Raw genomic sequence first — 16175 nt, forward strand, 5'->3', positions numbered from 1 at the left:
ATAAGCTTCCTCACTGTAAGCGTGCCACAGTGAGGAGAGCGCCATGAGCGAAATCCCTGCACCGGAAGTCGCCGTCGATATTGATCCCGCCGCGAAAGAACAGGCATTCGCACACGACGTCGAACGCAATCTCATCTGCCGTCAGGCGCGTTATCCGGACATCGCCACGCAGCACGACTGGTTCATGGCGCTCGCCTACACCGTGCGCGATCGCATGCTCGCGAACTGGGCCGGATCGATGCAAACCTACTCCGCCCGCGACATCAAGGTAGCGTGTTATTTGTCTGCGGAATTTCTGATCGGCCCGCAACTCGGCAATAGCTTGCTCAACCTCGGACTGGAATCCGAAGCGCGCGAGGCCATGCGCTCGCTCGGTCAGAATCTCGACGAACTGCTCGCCGTCGAAGAAGAGCCCGGTCTCGGCAATGGCGGGCTCGGACGTCTCGCGGCCTGTTATCTGGATTCGCTCGCGACCCTGCAAATTCCGGCTATCGGCTATGGCATCCGTTATGAGTTCGGCATCTTCGATCAGGCGTTGCGCGACGGCTGGCAAGTGGAAGTCACCGATAAGTGGCTACAGAAAGGCAATCCGTGGGAGATCGTGCGTCCCGATGTCAGTTATTACGTCAGCTTCGGCGGACACACGCAATGCACGACCGATGAAGCGGGCAGGCTGCGCGTGCAATGGCATCACACGGGCCAGGTTAAAGGCGTGGCCTGCGATATGCCGATGCAGGGTTACCGCGTGAATACGTGCAACGTGCTTCGCCTGTGGAAGAGCGAAGCCGTCGAGTCGTTCGATTTTCAGGACTTCAACGCCGGCAAATATTATGAGGCGGTGGAAATGAAAGTCGTCTCGGAGACGCTTTCGAAAGTGCTGTATCCGAACGACGAGCCGGATGCCGGCAAGCGGCTGCGCCTCGCGCAACAGTATTTCTTCGTCTCGTGCTCGCTTCAGGACATGCTGCGTTTGAGCGACGCGAAGGGCCTGCCGGTCGAACGTTTCGCGGATCTCTTTGCCGCGCAACTGAACGATACGCATCCGTCGATCGCGGTCGCGGAACTCATGCGCCTGTTGCTGGACGAACGCGGTCTTTCATGGGACGTGGCATGGAATATCACGCAACGCGCGCTGGCTTATACGAATCACACGCTGCTGCCCGAAGCGCTCGAAACGTGGGGCTTGCCGCTGTTTCAGAGCTTGCTGCCGCGTCCGCTCGAAATCATCTATGAAATCAACCGGCGTTTTCTCGACGATGTCCGGCGCATTTATCCCGGTGACGACGCGCGCGTCATGCGCATGTCGTTCATCGACGAAGCCGGCGACAGAAAAGTGCGCATGGCGCATCTCGCGACTGTCGGCAGTCATGCGGTCAACGGTGTAGCCGCGTTGCATTCCGACTTGCTCCGTCAAACCGTCTTGCGCGATTTCGCCGAGATGTTTCCGGAGCGCTTCCTGAACGTGACGAACGGCGTCACCCCGCGCCGCTTTCTGATGCTGAGCAACCCCGCGCTCGCGCGCCTGCTCGACGATACATTGGGCACCGACTGGCGTCACGATCTTGCGCGCCTCGACGCACTCGCCGCTCACGCCGACTCGCCTGCATTGCACGATGCATGGCGCAAGGTCCGCCACGACAACAAGGCGGCGCTCGCGGTGCGCATCCACGCGACGACGGGCATCGAAGTGAATCCGGGCGCGCTCTTCGACATTCAGGTCAAGCGCATTCACGAATACAAGCGCCAGCATTTGAACGCGCTTTACATCATCAGCCTGTGGCGGCGGCTCAGCCGCAATCCCGATCTCGATCTCCCGTCGCGCTGCTTTATCTTCGGCGGCAAGGCCGCGCCGGGCTATGCAATGGCGAAGCTCATCATTCGCCTGATCACGGGCATTGCGGAAACAGTGAACGATGATCCCGCTATCGGCGGGCGCATCAAGGTCGTGTTTTATCCGGACTTCAATGTAAAGAACGGCCACGCGATCTATCCGGCGGCCGATCTCTCGGAGCAGATTTCCACGGCGGGAAAGGAAGCATCCGGCACGGGGAACATGAAGTTCATGATCAACGGCGCGCTGACCATCGGCACGCTGGACGGCGCCAACGTGGAGATACGCGAGGAAGCCGGCGCAGAGAACTTCTTCCTCTTCGGTCTCACTGCCGCGCAAGTGGATGAACTGAAGCGCTCCGATTATCGTCCGGCGGATTACGTGCGCAACGACGACACCCTTCGCGATGCACTCGATCAGATTGCCGAAGGACGCTTCTCGCGCGGCGACCGGGACATGTTCCGCCCGCTGCTCGACAATCTCATGCAGTCGGACCCGTTTCTCGTGCTGGCCGATTTCGCGGACTACGTGCGCTGTCAGGAGCGCGTGAACGAAGCGTGGCGCGATAAAGAGCAATGGACGCGCATGTCGATCATGAACACGGCGCGCTCGGGCAAGTTCTCGTCGGATCGCGCTATCGCGGAATACGCCGAGCGGATCTGGGCGACGCGGCCGGTCAGGATCGACCATGCGCGATCCTGACGCGCAGGCGCAACCTTCGCAACCGCGACCGCATCATCTTCCGTATGCGACGCGGCCCGGATCGCGTTTTCCGCCGGGCGCGTCGGTGCAAGCGGACGGCGTGAATTTCTGCGTGTTTTGCCGTCACGCGACGCACGTCGAACTGCTGCTGTACGACTCCGATGAAAGCGTGCAGCCGCTTCAGGTCGTGGCGCTCGATCGCGAAGAGAACCGCACGTTCTACTTCTGGCATGTGTTCGTCGTAGGGCTCGTGGCGGGATGCCGGTATACATGGCGCGTCTCAGGTCCGCACGGCGTGCCGCAAATGAGCGACGAAGCCGTGAGCCGCAAGGAACTGCTCGACTCGTACGCGCGCGCCGTGAGCGACCGCCTCTACGACCGCATGCAGGCGAGTCTCGCGGATGCCCCCGGCAACCCGTCTCTCCGCGCGATCGTGACGGAGCCGCTTGGCGCATCCGACGATCATGCAGACGTCCGCACGCTCGATGACGCCATCGTCTACGAACTGCATGTCGGCGGCTTCACGCGCGATGCGTCGAGCGGCGTGCGACATCCCGGCACGTTCGCCGGTCTGATCGAGAAGATTCCGTATCTCGTGGAACTGGGCGTGACGCATGTCGAACTGCTGCCCGTCATGGCCTTCGATGAAGCCGATCTGCCCGCGAGCGCCGCCGCGCGCGGCCTGCGCAATTACTGGGGTTACAGCACGCACAGCTTTTTCAGTCCGCATCCGCGTTATTGCGTGGAGCCTGCGCGCGCGCCGCAAGAATTCCGCGCATGCGTGGACGCGCTGCATGCCGCCGGCATCCTCGTGCTGCTCGACGTCGTGTTCAATCACACGTCCGAGGCCGGCATGAACGGCCCGGTGATCCACTTCAAGGCGTTCGCGAACGAGATCTTTTATCTGCTCGATCCCGCCGATGCGCGGCGTTATCGCGATTACACCGGCTGCGGCAATACCGTGAACTGCAATCATCCGCTGGTCTCGGCGTTCATCCTGCGCGCGCTCGAATACTGGGTGCGCGACATCGGCGTGGACGGATTCCGCTTCGATCTCGCCAGCGTGTTCGCGCGCGGCGGACAGGGCGAACTCATGGCGACGCCGCCCCTGCCCTGGGCGATGGAAGCATCGCCCGTACTCGCACGCGTGCCGCTGATCGCGGAAGCGTGGGACGCGGCGGGGCTGTATCACGTCGGTGCATTTCCCGGCATGGCGTGGGCCGAGTGGAACGGACGATATCGCGACGTGATCCGCCGTTTCGTGCGCGGCGAGCCGGGACTCATCGGCCAGGTCTGCACCTGCATGGCGGGCAGCGCCGACCTCTTTCAGGACGATGGCAGACTGCCCGCGAACAGCATCAATTTCGTGACCTGCCATGACGGCTTCACGCTGTTCGATCTCGTCAGTCACGACACGAAGCACAACGAAGCCAACGGTGAGGGCAATCGCGACGGCAGCAATGACAATCTCTCGTGGAACGGCGGCGTCGAAGGCGAAACGTCGGACCCGGCCATCGTCGCGCTGCGGCTGAAACAGGCTCGCAACTTCATGGCAATCCTGCTGCTCAGCCAGGGCGTGCCGATGCTGCTCGCGGGCGATGAAATCCTGCGCACGCAGCGCGGCAACAACAACGCCTTTTGTCAGGATAACGAATGTTCATGGATGAACTGGCGTCTCGCGGACGATGCGCGCGCCATGCTGCATTTCGTGCGCGATCTGATTGCATTGCGCAAGCGTCATGCGTGCCTGCGCCGCCGCCGCTTTCTCACCGGACGCCCCGAAAACGGGCATATGCAGCCGGACGTCGCATGGCACGGCGAGCGTCTGAACGAGCCCGCGTGGAACGATCCCGGCGCGCGCTTCGTCGCGTTCACGCTCGCAGGACATGCGCGCGGCGATGCGATGCTGCACATCCTGCTCAACATGAACGACGATTCCCGCGACGCTGCGATTCCCTTATTCGACGCTGACGCCACGCACAACGCATGGCGTCGCGTGGTCGATACATCGTCGGGATTCGCGCGTGCTCCGGACACGGCCGAACGCGAGCGCGAGCGGTGCCGGATCGACGCGCGCAGTATCGTCGTGCTCGAATCGTGTCGATCGTGATGATAGTGGTAATGGAGGGTTCTCCATGTGCGCATTCGCGCGGCGCATCGAAGCGGGCTGTTTCAGATGGATCGTCGCACTGACGCTCATCGCCGGATGCGCGCCGTTCACGCGCGGCGCACTGGCCGCGCCGCTGCCCGCGACGATGCAAGGCATCGTGTCGCTCACGGGCGCGTCGGGCACGGACGCGGCGTCCGCATCCGCGCCGGTGAACCAGGCGGAAATGGTGCGGTCGCTGAACAGTCTGATTAGCACGCTCGACAACGATGCATCGCGCAGCGCGTTCGTCGCGCAATTGAAGGCGCTTCGCGATGCCGCCGGGAAATCGCCGCCCGCCGCGCCCGCGCCGGCCAAGGGCGATTTGCTCGGCGCAATCGCGTCGGGCATTGCATCGGTGGAAACGAATCTGAATTCGGGGCTCTCGCCGATGCGCCTCTGGGAAGCGCGTCTGAGCGCCGCGTTCGGCGAATTGCGCGCCATCGCCACGGGCGCGAACGGCGTGTCGCCCGGACGGCTCCTGACCGGCATGGGCGCGACGCTGGCGGGCTGGCTGCTATGCGCGTTCGTGCTGGTCCACGTCAATCGCCGCCTGTTCGGCGATATCCCGGACATCGCGGCATCGCCGAATCCGGCTTCGGTGCAACTGCTCGCGTTTCTGTTGCGCCGGTCGGGACCGTGGATCGTCGCGTTCGTCGTCGTGGTGCTGTTCGTGCGCGCCATGCCGGATGCGCCCGGCCGCACGCTCGGGCTCGTCATCGCCTACGCGATTCTCGCCGGCTCCGTCTTTTCGACGCTTTGCGTGATCGTGTTCACGGTGTTCAGCACGGCGCACCGGCGCGTCGCCGTCCGGCAATTGCTGGCCCGCACGCTTTGGCTGCTCTTCGCCATCGGCGCATGCGGCGCGCTCGGCGACGCAGCCGCCAACGCCGACGTCGCGCGTCAGTTCGGGCCGAATCTCGCGGGGCTGGTATCGACCGCGGCCAATCTGGTCACGGCGCTGCTGTGCGGCTATTTCTCGGTGGCGCATCGCAGGCAGATCACGCATCTGATCCGCAATCGCCCGTTCGCAAGCCGGCGCGATCACCGCTTCGCCACGGAAGCGCTCGATATCCTCGCCTCGCTCTGGCATATCCCGATTCTCCTGATCGCCGCCGCCTCCGTGGTGGCGATTCTCGACGGGCGCGGCACGGAAGGCACGGTGCTGAGGCCCTCGCTGCTCAGCGCGGCGCTGCTCGTGCTGACGCTGTTTGCATCCGCATTGCTGATGCACCTCGCGCGCCGCCGCGATACCCGCGCGCAACGGCGCGCACCTCATCTGATGCGGCTCGGGCGTTTCGTCTGCACGCTGCTCGTCTTGCTGCTCTGGCTCGCGTATGCGCGATTCGAACTGGAAGTGTGGAGCGGGCCGCTGGCGCGGCTCATCAGGCACAGCACCCTCACGCCCGCCTTCAGGCAAGGCCTGATTGCGGTGACGGCGACGGTGTTCGGCGCGTGGTTCATCTGGATCGTCATCGATACCGTGATTCTCGAAGCGCTCGGCCCGAACAGTTCGCGCAACAAGGCGCTCAGTCCCGGCGTGCGCGCCCGCACGATGCTGCCGCTCGTGCGCAACGGCATCTTCATGACGGTCGCGAGCCTCGCGGCCATCGTCGCGGCGGCGAGTCTCGGCATCAACCTGACGCCGCTGCTGGCGGGCGCGGGCGTGATCGGCCTCGCGGTCGGTTTCGGCGCGAAATCGCTGGTGACGGATCTGATCACGGGGCTCTTCATCATCGTCGAGGAAACGATTTCGGTCGGCGACTGGATCGATATCGACGGCGGCCACGCGGGCACCGTGATGGACCTGACCATCCGAACGGTGCGCCTGCGCGACGGGCAAGGCGCGGTGCACACCATTCCGTTTTCGCAGATCAGGATCGTCAAGAACCTGTCGCGCGATTTCGCTTACGCGCTGTTCGAAATCCGCGTGCCGTTCGATGCGGATCTGGACGCCATCACGCGGATGATCGTCGATACGGGCGCGCAACTGGCGGCGGATTTCCGCTTTCGCCACGATATTCTCGGGCCGGTCGAAGTGCTGGGGCTCGAGCGTTTCGAGACCAACTGCATCGTCGTGAAAGGGCAAATCAAGACGCGGCCGCTGAAGCAATGGGCGATTGCGCGTGCGCTCAACGCGCGGCTCAAACTCAGCATGGAGGAAGCGGGTCTCGAACTGCGGCTGCCGCAGATGCACGTCTATTCGATGCCGCCGCGTGATGCCGAGAGCGGGCAGCAAGAACAAGAGCGCGTGGCGAATGCCGAACGGACGTAAAGCGCGGCGCTGCTACTGTCGGTTCACGCCTCCTCGCGCGCGATGAGCGCCTGCGTCCACGCGGGCAACGCGCTGCCCGGCATGGCTTCCGGAAACAGAAAGCCCTTCGATTCATCGCATCCGATGCCGCGCAACGTATCCGCCTGATGCGCGCTCTCGACACCCTCCGCGACCACGCGCAGCTTCAGTTCGGAGCGCGCGATCTTCGTTCACAAGTGCCGCTTCCCAGTCCGGCGTGCCCTTGGTTTCGCGGGGCGTGGGCGACGGATTATCATGCGAGCGATGTGTCTTCACAGGACAACGCATGGACTTCGATGCAATCGTATTGGGCGGTGGAATCGTCGGAACGTCGGTCGCCGTGCATCTTCAGCGGTGTGGCGTCAAGGTGGCGCTCGTTGACCGCAGAGCGCCCGGGAACGAGACGTCCCTTGGCAACGCCGGAATCATTCAGCGCGAGGGCGTGTACCCCTACGCCTTTCCTCGCGACCTTGCCAGCCTCGCGAGATATGCAGGTAACCGCGCAACCGACGTCAGGTATCACCCATCGGCCATGCCGAAATTGATGCCGTTTCTTTTCCGCTATTGGCATCACTCGCGCGCCGATCGCCACGCGGACATCGCTAAAACCTACTCCACGCTCATCGAACACAGCGTCTCTGAGCATCGCGAGCTGATCGAGGCCGCCAACGCCCAATCGCTTCTGAGAACAAACGGCTGGCTGAACGCATTTCGAACGAACAGGGCCTTCGAACTGGCGCTAGCGGAAGCTTCGCGTTGGCGGGAAGAGTACGGCATCCCCTTCGAAGCGCTTTCGAATGACGCGCTGCACCGGGCGGAGCCATCGCTCGGTCCGTCGCTACTGGCAGCTATTCGATACACGTCCGCAGACTCCGTGAGCGACCCGTCGGCGCTCGTCGCGGCCTACGCGAAGTTATTCGAAAAGTTGGGCGGCACTGTCTGCATTGGCGATGCATCGACGTTCGGGCCGGGATGGAAAGTCAGCACGGAACTGGGTGTCATTACCGCGAAGCAAGCCGTCCTTGCGTTGGGGCCGTGGTCGGGTGACTTGACTTCGAAGCTCGGTTACAGGTTGCCGCTTGAAGTCAAACGAGGCTACCACATGCATTACGCGTCGAAGTCTGGAGCAACCTTGAATCAGCCCGTTCTCGATGCTGAAATCGGTTACGTCCTGACGCCGATGGCCCGAGGTATCCGATTAACTACTGGCGTCGAGCTGGGCTACAGAGATACGCCGAAAACGCCAGTGCAACTCGACGCGGTCGAGCCTTTTGCTCGCGAAACATTTCCGCTCGGCGAGCGCCTCGATGCTGAGCCTTGGCTCGGGCGCCGTCCTTGCACTCCCGACATGATGCCTGTGATCGGCCCGGCACCCCGCCATGCAAATCTATGGTTCGCGTTCGGTCACGCGCATCACGGGCTTACGCTGGGGCCAATTACCGGACGAATCATTGCCGACCTCATGACCGGCGAGATGCCGCTCGTGGACCCAAGCCCATTCCGGGCAGACCGATTTTGATCGAATGGCGACGTGACATGCGCGCTGAACGATCCGGAATGCGTTTTGCTCTGCGGGAATAGGAGCAACAATAAAGAGGCGAATATGACAGACCAGCATAAGCCCGCGGCGACTAATCGCGAGTAACTATCGTGAGCGCAATACGCAAACACTTACTGATCGCCTTTGCGTCGGCATTCGTGCTCGCCGGTTGCGTGGTCGGCGAGATGCCGCCGCCAGGAAGGTATCTCACTGACGGCGAATGCCGCGACCTGACTGCACTAAAGACCAATGCGAACCCCACGATGGCTGAGCATCAGTCAGAGTTGGCAGCGTTGCGAAAAGCGGGATATGACCCATCCCCCTTCTGGGACGATCCCTACTATCCCGAGGACCTGCAGGCCGCACAGCGCCTCGTCGACTACTGGTTTCAGCACGAATGCACGCCGATACGAACGCAGTGAACCGGTGACCGACCGTCACGCGCCACGGACATGGCTGCTCGATGCGAGTCGATGACGGACGCCCGGAACTAGGCCTGTTCCTTGCACTACCGGTCATTCAACCACGAACGGAGGAAAATCCATGAAATCGCTGCGATGCCTCGCACTCGCTACTGTAATCGGCGCTGCAAGCATGGGCGCACAAGCTCAGGTTGCCGGGACTCAACCGCTGAGCGTCACGGTCGAGCAATCCCAAGCGTTGCTTCAGGGCTGGAGCACGAAGAAGAGCATCCTGGGAAAGGCTGTCTACAACGACAAGAACGAGAAGATCGGTTCGATCAAGGACTTGGTGATCTCGCCGGACGCAACGGTTTCGGCCGCCATCATCTCGACGGGCGGTTTCCTGGGCGTGGCCACGCATGACGTGGCCGTGCCGATCTCTTCTCTGGACATTCGCAACGGCAACTTCTATCTGGCGGGCGCGACCAAAGAGGCGCTGAAGAATACGCCGGAATTCGAGTACAACAAGGTGAAGGCGCCGCCGAAGCCGCATAAACTCAAAGAAGCACAATAGCGCCGGAAAAGACGAAGCCCCGACCGATGATCGGGCCGGGGCTTCGCGTGCCATCTCAGGACAACCACTGCTTCCCCGTAACGGCTAAGAATGCCCAATCGGAGTATCGGAGCGATGAAACACGAGCCGCTACGGCGACGACCGGTGGTCCGGAAAAAGTGTAGGTATGCCGGAATGCTCGGTGACTTTCCGTTGCGACTCGTCGTTTCGTTTCATTGCCACGGAAAGAAGTGTACGGGTCCGGCGAGGAGCGGGAAACGTCGAACAGAGGCAGAAGTAGCACGCTTTCCGCACGAAAGAATCACGCCTTGCGGCCGATGAGGCGGCCGGCAGAGGCAGCGCTTGAGTGAATCGAAGCTCGCGCCGCTCCCCGATTACATGCGATGTCCTGCGCCTGCACCCGCCCTGCACGACGATATGTCCGCGCAACGCGGCGGCATCGCCATCACCGCTGGCGAGCGCATCGACCACCGCCTGATGCTCCTCGAACGATTCGTTCATGCGGCCTTTCACGCGCACCTGCAGACCCCGATAACGACCCAGCAGCTTGATTGACGCAGGACGCCCATTCGTCCGACACCCGGCCTCTCCATTGCTCATTACAAGCTGCAAGAACAAAACCGGGACACAATCTGTCGAATCAGATCGGCTTTCCATTTAGCCGCGTATAGGAGTTGTAATGTCGGTTCGCTCAATACTTTCGCCTTTCACACTTGAGCCGGATTTCCGACTTCTATTCGAGGCCACGCCCGTTCCCTACCTGATTCTGACGCCGGATTTCACCATCGTCGCCGCTAACGAAGCCCGTCTTCGCGCCACCATGTCGACGCGTGCGCTGATTCTGGGAAAGAACGTATTCGAAGTGTTTCCCGATAATCCCGACGATCCCACCGCTACCGGCGTCCGAAATCTCCGCGCTTCCCTGTTGCGAGTACTCAGGAACAAGGCGCCTGATGCAATGGCGGTACAAAGATACGACATTCCCGTGCGTGATTCGGCCGAAGAAGAATTCGAAGTACGTTACTGGAGTCCGCTGAACACGCCGATACTGGATTCGTCGGGAGAGGTCGTCTACATCATTCATCAGGTCGAAGACGTCACCGAACGGGTTCTGAAGCAACAGGCCATTGAAGAAAGCGAAGCCCGCTTTCGGGAAATCGCCAATGCGATGCCTCAAATGGTGTGGTCGACTTCTCCGGAGGGCGATCACTACTACTACAACAAGCAGTATTTCGATTTCACCGGCGTTTCCGCAGATTCGACGACTGGCGAAAGGTGGGGCAACGTACTTCATCCGGACGATCAGCAGCGTGCGGCGCAGGAATGGGGAAAATGTCTCTCCACGGGCGATCCTTACCAGATCGAATATCGTGTGCGGCATCGGTCAGGCGAGTATCGATGGGTGCTTGCGCGGGCACTGCCTATCCGCGACGAATCCGGCAACGTCTTGCGCTGGATCGGATCCAGCACGGACATCCACGAGCAAAGACTGGCTGAAGAGGCGCGTGTCAGATCGGAATCCAAATTTCGGAAGATCGTCGAGTCCGACATCATCGGCATCTACGAATTCGATTCCCTCGGCGGAATAACGGCCGCGAATGAGAAATTCCTGCATATGCTCGGCTACACGCGTGAGGAGCTCGAGCAGCACGGTTTGTCCTGGCGGTCACTCACTCCTGCCGAATGGGAAAAGCCGGACGCATGTGCGTTGGCGGAACTCGAATCGAAAGGAAGAACGAAGCCTTTCGAGAAAGAATATTTCAGGAAAGACGGTGCGCGCTTGCCGGTCTACGTCGGCGCGGCGACGCTTGGAAACACCGACGCGGAAGCGATTGCATACGTTCTCGATATATCGGAACTGAAGAAAGCGCAGTCCGAGGTGCGCGAAAGCGAGATCCGCTTCCGGGCATTGGCTGAAAACATTCCGCAACTGGCCTGGATGGCAGATAGCGACGGGTCGATCTTCTGGTTCAACAATCGCTGGTTCCAATATACGGGCACGACGCTGGAGGAAATGCAGGGCTGGGGCTGGCGCAAAGTGCATCACCCCGACTATGTCGAAGCCGTCACGGCCAAGTATTACGACAGCATCGTAGTCGGCAAACTGACCTGGGAAGATACTTTTCCGCTGCGCAGTGCGGATGGACAGTATCGCTGGTTCTTGTCCCGCGCAGTGCCCATCCGCGATCAGCACGGGAATGTCGTGCGATGGTTCGGTTCCAATACGGACGTAACGGATCAGCGTCAGGCAGAAGAAGCCTTGCAGCAGGAAAACCGCCGCAAGGACGAGTTCCTGGCGATGCTCGCACATGAACTGCGCAATCCGCTCGCACCCATCAGCACTGCCGCTCAACTTCTCGTATTGGGCGAGCGCAATGAACACGACGTCAAACGATCCAGCGACATCATTTTCCGTCAGGTAAAGCATCTCACCGAACTCGTCGATGATCTGCTGGACGTCTCTCGCGTGACGCGCGGCCTGGCCACCATAGAAAAGGAAGAGGTCAGTATCAAGGAGATCATCAACAGTGCGATCGAGCAGGCCCGGCCGTTGATCGAAGCAAGACAGCACGACTTGACGATTCAACTCGCTTCGACCAACGCTGTCGTATTGGGCGATCGCACGCGCCTGATTCAGGTCGTAGCCAATCTATTGAACAACGCTGCGAAATACACGCCGAGAGGAGGCAAGATCGAGCTCGTCATGAAAATGACCGGCTCTCTCGTGTGCATGAGCGTGATAGACAACGGAACGGGTATCGATGCAAAGCTGCTCCCGCATGTCTTCGAGCTATTCACGCAGGCCGAACGTACTCCCGACCGCATTCAGGGCGGACTCGGCCTCGGACTCGCATTGGTCAAAAGCATCATGGAACTGCATGGTGGCACCGTGACCGCGAAGAGCGATGGTCTCGGCAAAGGAAGTGTGTTTCTCGTGACGCTGCCGATTCTTGAGACTAACAGACTAATCGCTGAGCGCCCTTTTGCTTCAGTCGAAGATCATGCAACGACGAATCCGTTGCGCATTCTTATCGTCGACGACAACGAAGATGGTGCGGAATCGCTGGCAACGCTGCTTCGACTGGGAGGCCATGACGTAGCGACGCGCAATACCGCGCTTGCCGGACTCGAAGAAGCGAGTTCTTTTCTTCCGCAGGTTTTCATTCTGGATATCGGGCTTCCGGATATGGACGGATACGAACTCGCGCGGCGCCTGCATCTGGATGCTGAAAACGATCATGCCTTGTTTGTCGCGCTGTCCGGCTACGGGCAGGCGCACGACAAAGTGCTCGCCAAGGGAGCCGGCTTCGATCATTACTTCGTCAAGCCGATCGACATCGGCGCGTTGCAAAAGGCGCTGGCGTCAGTGGATAGCCGCTAGCCCGATACCACTCGCCTCACCACCGTCATGTAATGATCGATCGAAGGCGTCTTGCGTGTGGGCGACTTCGCGAGATCGTCCCATCGGCGAAGCGCGAGCGCATCGTGCGAATACGGTTTCGACATGAAAGCGCCCGCCTGTTTCTCATCGAACACGCCGCCTTGCAGTTTGAGGCTGCGCACGGAATCCGCCGAGAGCTTGTCGACATACTCCGCATCCATCGCGCACAGGCAGCGCTTCGCATCGACGTGAAGACGTATCGGTTCGAGCACGGCATCGCCGAATAAGGGCCGCAAAAAAGGCAGCGCGTAATACTGATGCAGATCGTCGATGCCCCGCGTGCTCGGCGTATCGCCTTGCAGGTTCAGCAAGTGCCCGATATCGTGAAGCAACGAAGCCGCGACGAGCGCATCGCCGGCGCCGGCCTCTTCCGCGAGCGCGGCGGTCTGCAATGCGTGCTGCAACTGCGTGATCGGTTCGCCGCTATACGCCATGCCGCCGTGCCGTCCGAAGAGATGCCGGATATCGGCGAGTGAGAGTGACATGCGATTCTTCAGCTATCGATTGATGCGCAATCGCGGCGCCTTCGCGGCAATCAGCAGCAACGCGGCCAGCGACACGGCGAGCAGAATCAACGCGAGCGCCGACGCCGGCAAGTAATACCCGCGATTCACTTGCCCGACGACGACGATCGGCACCGTCGCGAATCCCGGCGGATACACGGTGAGCGTCGCACCGAGTTCGCCGAGCGACAACGCGAACGCGAGCGCGAGGCTCGCGCGAATGGCCGGCACGAGTTGCGGCAGCACGACGCGCACGAGCACCATCGCGGGCGGCGCGCCGAGACTTGCCGCCGCTTCGCGCAGCACGGTCAGCTCGGCGCGCAACGCCGCTGCTGCGCACCGATAACAAAACGGCAGCACGAGCGCCAGCTGCACCAGCACGACGATGGCCGCCGAGCCTGAAAGATCGAGCGGCTTCTTGTGATACGCGATCAACACCGCGAGGCCGAGCACGACGCTCGGCACACCGTTGGGCATCATCGCGATCATGTCCACCCACGCGCCGACGCCGCGCCGGTCGCGTCCTTCCAGCGCAAGCGCAAGCCAAAGCCCAAGCACGGTGCCGAGCACGGCGACGCCGAAGCCGATCTCGAGACTCGTGGTGACGGCATCGAAGTCGCTGCTGCTCAGGCGCTCGAACCAGCGCAGGCTGACGCCATCGGGCAACACGGTTCCCGACCAGTGCGCCGCGACGCTCGACAACGCCACGACGATCACCGGCAACACGAAGAGCCACACGCAAAGCAGCGCCGCGATGCCCGCGATCAGCCACGCGCCCATGCGTCTCACGGAGAACGGCCTCGCAGCCGATGTGCGCAGTTGCCATTCAGCGGCCATCACGTCCTCCCGCGCGCACGTTCACGCGCCGATACAACGCGTAGAGCGATAACGACATCGCGAGCATCGCAACCGCGCCTGCCGATGCCGCCGGCAAGTCGAGATCGACGGTGGCCGCGCTGTAGATCGCCGTCGGCAACGTGATGAGATGCGCGCTGCCGAGCACGAGCAGAATGCCGAACTCGTTCAACGTCAGCAGAAAGCAGAGGATGGTGCCCGCCGCGATGCCCGGCCACGCGAGCGGCAAGATGACCTTGAACGCGACCATCGACGAATCCGCGCCCAGGCTCTTCGCCGCTTCGACGAGCCGCATGTCGAGCGTTGCGAACGATGCGAGCGTCGGACGCACCACGAACGGCGCATAGAACACGACCTCCGCGAGTATCACGCCGCCGATGCCGAAGAGAAAATCGAGCGGCGGTGCCTGAAGACCGAAGAGCTTCTGCATGCCGATACTCACCGATCCTTGCGAGCCGTAGAGAAAGATCAGCGTGAACGCGACCAGAAACGAAGGGAACGCAACGAAGAGTTCGAGAAAGCGCGTGCCCAGCTTCGCACCGGGAAACGGCTTGAAAAACAGCATCGATGCAATCAGCACGCCGAGCAATGAAGCAAGCGTTGCGCTCGCGAAGAGAATGCCGAGCGTCGTCCCGATGACGCCGCGCGTCTCGGGATTACCGAAAAATGCGGCATACGCATGCAGTGTCAAGCCGTGTGCGCCGGTGACGCTGAGCGCGGCCAGGCGCATGAGCGGATAGATGACGAGCGGCCCGAGCACCACGACGAGAATGCACCACAACTGCCACTGCGCACGGCGCGCGCGACGCGCCTTGGCTCGCGCATGCGCATGGCTGTGGCCGGACAGTGCGTCACTCGCTGACAAGGACGACATCTTCGACCTCGTACTTCAAAGACACGCGCGCGCCCTTCGCAGGCATGCGGCCGTGGCCGCGCTGCATCGAAACGAGCACGGGTTCGTCGGGCAGCGCATCGAGCTCGACCGAGACCGACAACGCCGATCCATACCATTCGACGGATGCAATCGTGCCGTGCAAACGCGCATCGCCGAGCGGCACGATCGAGAGGCACTCGGGACGAATGCACGCGAGCTTCCTGCGCTCACCGTGACGCGCATCGCCGAGCGCGAACAGGATCGACGGCGGCAGCAGGTTCGCCGCGCCGAGATAGCGCGCGACGAACGCGTCGTTGGGCGCGTCGTACAGTTCGCGCGGCGTGCCGAGTTGCGCGATACGGCCATCGCGCATCAACAGTGTGCGGTCCGAGAGCACGAGCGCATCGTCGCGATCATGCGTGACGCAAACGATAGTGAGATTCGGCAGACGCTCGTGCAGCGCGTTCAATTCGCTTCGCACCGATGCACGCAGATTCGCATCGAGCGCGGAAAGCGGTTCGTCGAGCAAGAGCACATCCGGCTCGATGACGAGCGATCGCGCCAGAGCGACGCGTTGCTGCATGCCACCTGAGAGTTGCGCGGGCATGATGTGGCCCGCGTCGCCGAGTTGCACGAGCTTGAGCGCATCGGTGACGCGCCGCGTGATGTCCGCCTTCTTCAGACGCCGCGCGCGCAAGCCGAACGCGACGTTGTCGAACACGGAAAGATGCGGGAACAGCGCATAGCTTTGAAACAGCACGCCGAGATTGCGCTGAAACGGCGGCATGTGCGTGAGATCGCGCCCCGCGACGGTGAGCCGGCCCGCGAGACCATCGGCCTCGACGAAGCCTGCGATGAAGCGCAGCAACGTCGTCTTGCCGCAACCGCTGCGGCCGAGCACCGTGAGGAACTCGCCGCGCGCGATGCTGAGCGAGAGATCGTCGAGCACCGTGCGCGTGCCGAAGCGCACACTCAAGTGCTCGATGCGCACGCCGTCGAACGCACGCTCATGCG

The 16175-nt window shown here is 61.9% G+C and carries 13 protein-coding genes; 7 read left to right on the forward strand and 6 right to left on the reverse strand.

Annotated elements, in window-relative coordinates; all coding sequences use genetic code 11:
* Window positions 1–43: 43 nt before the first annotated feature.
* The 3 genes from AWB72_RS12730 to AWB72_RS12740 are packed head-to-tail and all read left to right on the forward strand — an operon-like array spanning window position 44 to window position 6954.
* Window positions 44–2533, forward strand: a complete 2490-nt coding sequence (locus tag AWB72_RS12730) for a glycogen/starch/alpha-glucan phosphorylase (RefSeq protein ID WP_087128104.1) — start codon at window positions 44–46, stop codon at window positions 2531–2533.
* A complete protein-coding gene (glgX, locus tag AWB72_RS12735; RefSeq protein WP_052450063.1) occupies window positions 2520–4643 on the forward strand; it encodes a glycogen debranching protein GlgX in 2124 nt (707 codons plus the stop codon). Before AWB72_RS12730 ends, glgX begins: the two co-directional genes overlap by 14 nt.
* A gap of 25 nt (window positions 4644–4668) precedes the next feature.
* Window positions 4669–6954, forward strand: a complete 2286-nt coding sequence (locus AWB72_RS12740; protein ID WP_084593074.1) for a mechanosensitive ion channel family protein — start codon at window positions 4669–4671, stop codon at window positions 6952–6954.
* A gap of 23 nt (window positions 6955–6977) precedes the next feature.
* On the opposite strand, the gene AWB72_RS28545 is transcribed toward AWB72_RS12740, so the two are convergent.
* Complete coding sequence (locus tag AWB72_RS28545) at window positions 6978–7130, reverse strand: hypothetical protein (protein WP_159459364.1); 153 nt, start codon at window positions 7128–7130, stop codon at window positions 6978–6980.
* Window positions 7131–7258: 128 nt separating this feature from the next.
* Between AWB72_RS28545 and AWB72_RS12745 the strand changes: the two genes are divergently transcribed.
* The 3 genes from AWB72_RS12745 to AWB72_RS12755 all read left to right on the forward strand — a co-directional run bounded on the left by AWB72_RS12745 (window position 7259) and on the right by AWB72_RS12755 (window position 9487).
* The gene (locus AWB72_RS12745; protein ID WP_040052432.1) at window positions 7259–8491 is read left to right on the forward strand and encodes an NAD(P)/FAD-dependent oxidoreductase; all 1233 of its coding nucleotides are present in this window, start codon (window positions 7259–7261) and stop codon (window positions 8489–8491) included.
* A gap of 131 nt (window positions 8492–8622) precedes the next feature.
* A complete protein-coding gene (locus AWB72_RS12750; RefSeq protein WP_040052433.1) occupies window positions 8623–8934 on the forward strand; it encodes a DUF4148 domain-containing protein in 312 nt (103 codons plus the stop codon).
* 121 nt (window positions 8935–9055) lie between these two features.
* Entirely contained in the window at window positions 9056–9487 is a 432-nt protein-coding gene (locus AWB72_RS12755; protein WP_040052434.1) for a PRC-barrel domain-containing protein, read from the forward strand.
* A gap of 129 nt (window positions 9488–9616) precedes the next feature.
* Here AWB72_RS12755 and AWB72_RS29785 read toward each other — a convergent pair whose 3' ends face one another.
* Window positions 9617–10144, reverse strand: coding sequence for an FCD domain-containing protein (locus tag AWB72_RS29785; RefSeq protein ID WP_143754625.1), 528 nt, complete (start codon window positions 10142–10144; stop codon window positions 9617–9619).
* Between the two features lie 22 nt (window positions 10145–10166).
* Between AWB72_RS29785 and AWB72_RS12765 the strand changes: the two genes are divergently transcribed.
* On the forward strand, window positions 10167–12869 hold the full coding sequence (locus AWB72_RS12765; RefSeq protein WP_084593076.1) for a PAS domain-containing hybrid sensor histidine kinase/response regulator: 2703 nt from the start codon (window positions 10167–10169) through the stop codon (window positions 12867–12869).
* On the opposite strand, the gene AWB72_RS12770 is transcribed toward AWB72_RS12765, so the two are convergent.
* From AWB72_RS12770 to phnT, 4 genes are read right to left on the reverse strand one after another with little or no spacing between them, the layout of a single operon-like run.
* Entirely contained in the window at window positions 12866–13414 is a 549-nt protein-coding gene (locus tag AWB72_RS12770) for a phosphonate degradation HD-domain oxygenase (RefSeq protein WP_040052436.1), read from the reverse strand. The two genes, AWB72_RS12765 and AWB72_RS12770, sit on opposite strands and share 4 nt — an antisense overlap.
* 12 nt (window positions 13415–13426) lie before the next feature.
* Entirely contained in the window at window positions 13427–14212 is a 786-nt protein-coding gene (phnV, locus tag AWB72_RS12775) for a 2-aminoethylphosphonate ABC transport system, membrane component PhnV (RefSeq protein ID WP_040052676.1), read from the reverse strand.
* A 46-nt stretch (window positions 14213–14258) separates the two neighbouring features.
* Window positions 14259–15161 (reverse strand): 2-aminoethylphosphonate ABC transporter permease subunit, encoded by a 903-nt coding sequence (locus tag AWB72_RS12780; RefSeq protein WP_040052437.1) that lies wholly within the window; start codon window positions 15159–15161, stop codon window positions 14259–14261.
* Window positions 15139–16152 (reverse strand): 2-aminoethylphosphonate ABC transport system ATP-binding subunit PhnT, encoded by a 1014-nt coding sequence (phnT, locus tag AWB72_RS12785; RefSeq protein WP_244285626.1) that lies wholly within the window; start codon window positions 16150–16152, stop codon window positions 15139–15141. Before phnT ends, AWB72_RS12780 begins: the two co-directional genes overlap by 23 nt.
* Window positions 16153–16175 lie beyond the last annotated feature (23 nt).

Origin of the sequence: Caballeronia concitans (assembly GCF_001544615.1) — a bacterium.
In the GTDB taxonomy this organism is placed as follows: domain Bacteria; phylum Pseudomonadota; class Gammaproteobacteria; order Burkholderiales; family Burkholderiaceae; genus Caballeronia; species Caballeronia concitans.

Excerpts from the sequence above, each read along its gene's own strand:
- AWB72_RS29785 (WP_143754625.1), bottom strand. The coding sequence starts at position 10,144 with ATGGAAAGCCGATCTGATTCGACAGATTGTGTCCCGGTTTTGTTCTTG.
- AWB72_RS12780 (WP_040052437.1), bottom strand. The coding sequence starts at position 15,161 with ATGTCGTCCTTGTCAGCGAGTGACGCACTGTCCGGCCACAGCCATGCG.
- glgX (WP_052450063.1), top strand. The coding sequence starts at position 2,520 with ATGCGCGATCCTGACGCGCAGGCGCAACCTTCGCAACCGCGACCGCAT.
- AWB72_RS12765 (WP_084593076.1), top strand. The coding sequence starts at position 10,167 with ATGTCGGTTCGCTCAATACTTTCGCCTTTCACACTTGAGCCGGATTTC.
- AWB72_RS12755 (WP_040052434.1), top strand. The coding sequence starts at position 9,056 with ATGAAATCGCTGCGATGCCTCGCACTCGCTACTGTAATCGGCGCTGCA.
- AWB72_RS12770 (WP_040052436.1), bottom strand. The coding sequence starts at position 13,414 with ATGTCACTCTCACTCGCCGATATCCGGCATCTCTTCGGACGGCACGGC.
- phnV (WP_040052676.1), bottom strand. The coding sequence starts at position 14,212 with ATGGGCGCGTGGCTGATCGCGGGCATCGCGGCGCTGCTTTGCGTGTGG.
- AWB72_RS12730 (WP_087128104.1), top strand. The coding sequence starts at position 44 with ATGAGCGAAATCCCTGCACCGGAAGTCGCCGTCGATATTGATCCCGCC.
- AWB72_RS12745 (WP_040052432.1), top strand. The coding sequence starts at position 7,259 with ATGGACTTCGATGCAATCGTATTGGGCGGTGGAATCGTCGGAACGTCG.
- AWB72_RS12740 (WP_084593074.1), top strand. The coding sequence starts at position 4,669 with ATGTGCGCATTCGCGCGGCGCATCGAAGCGGGCTGTTTCAGATGGATC.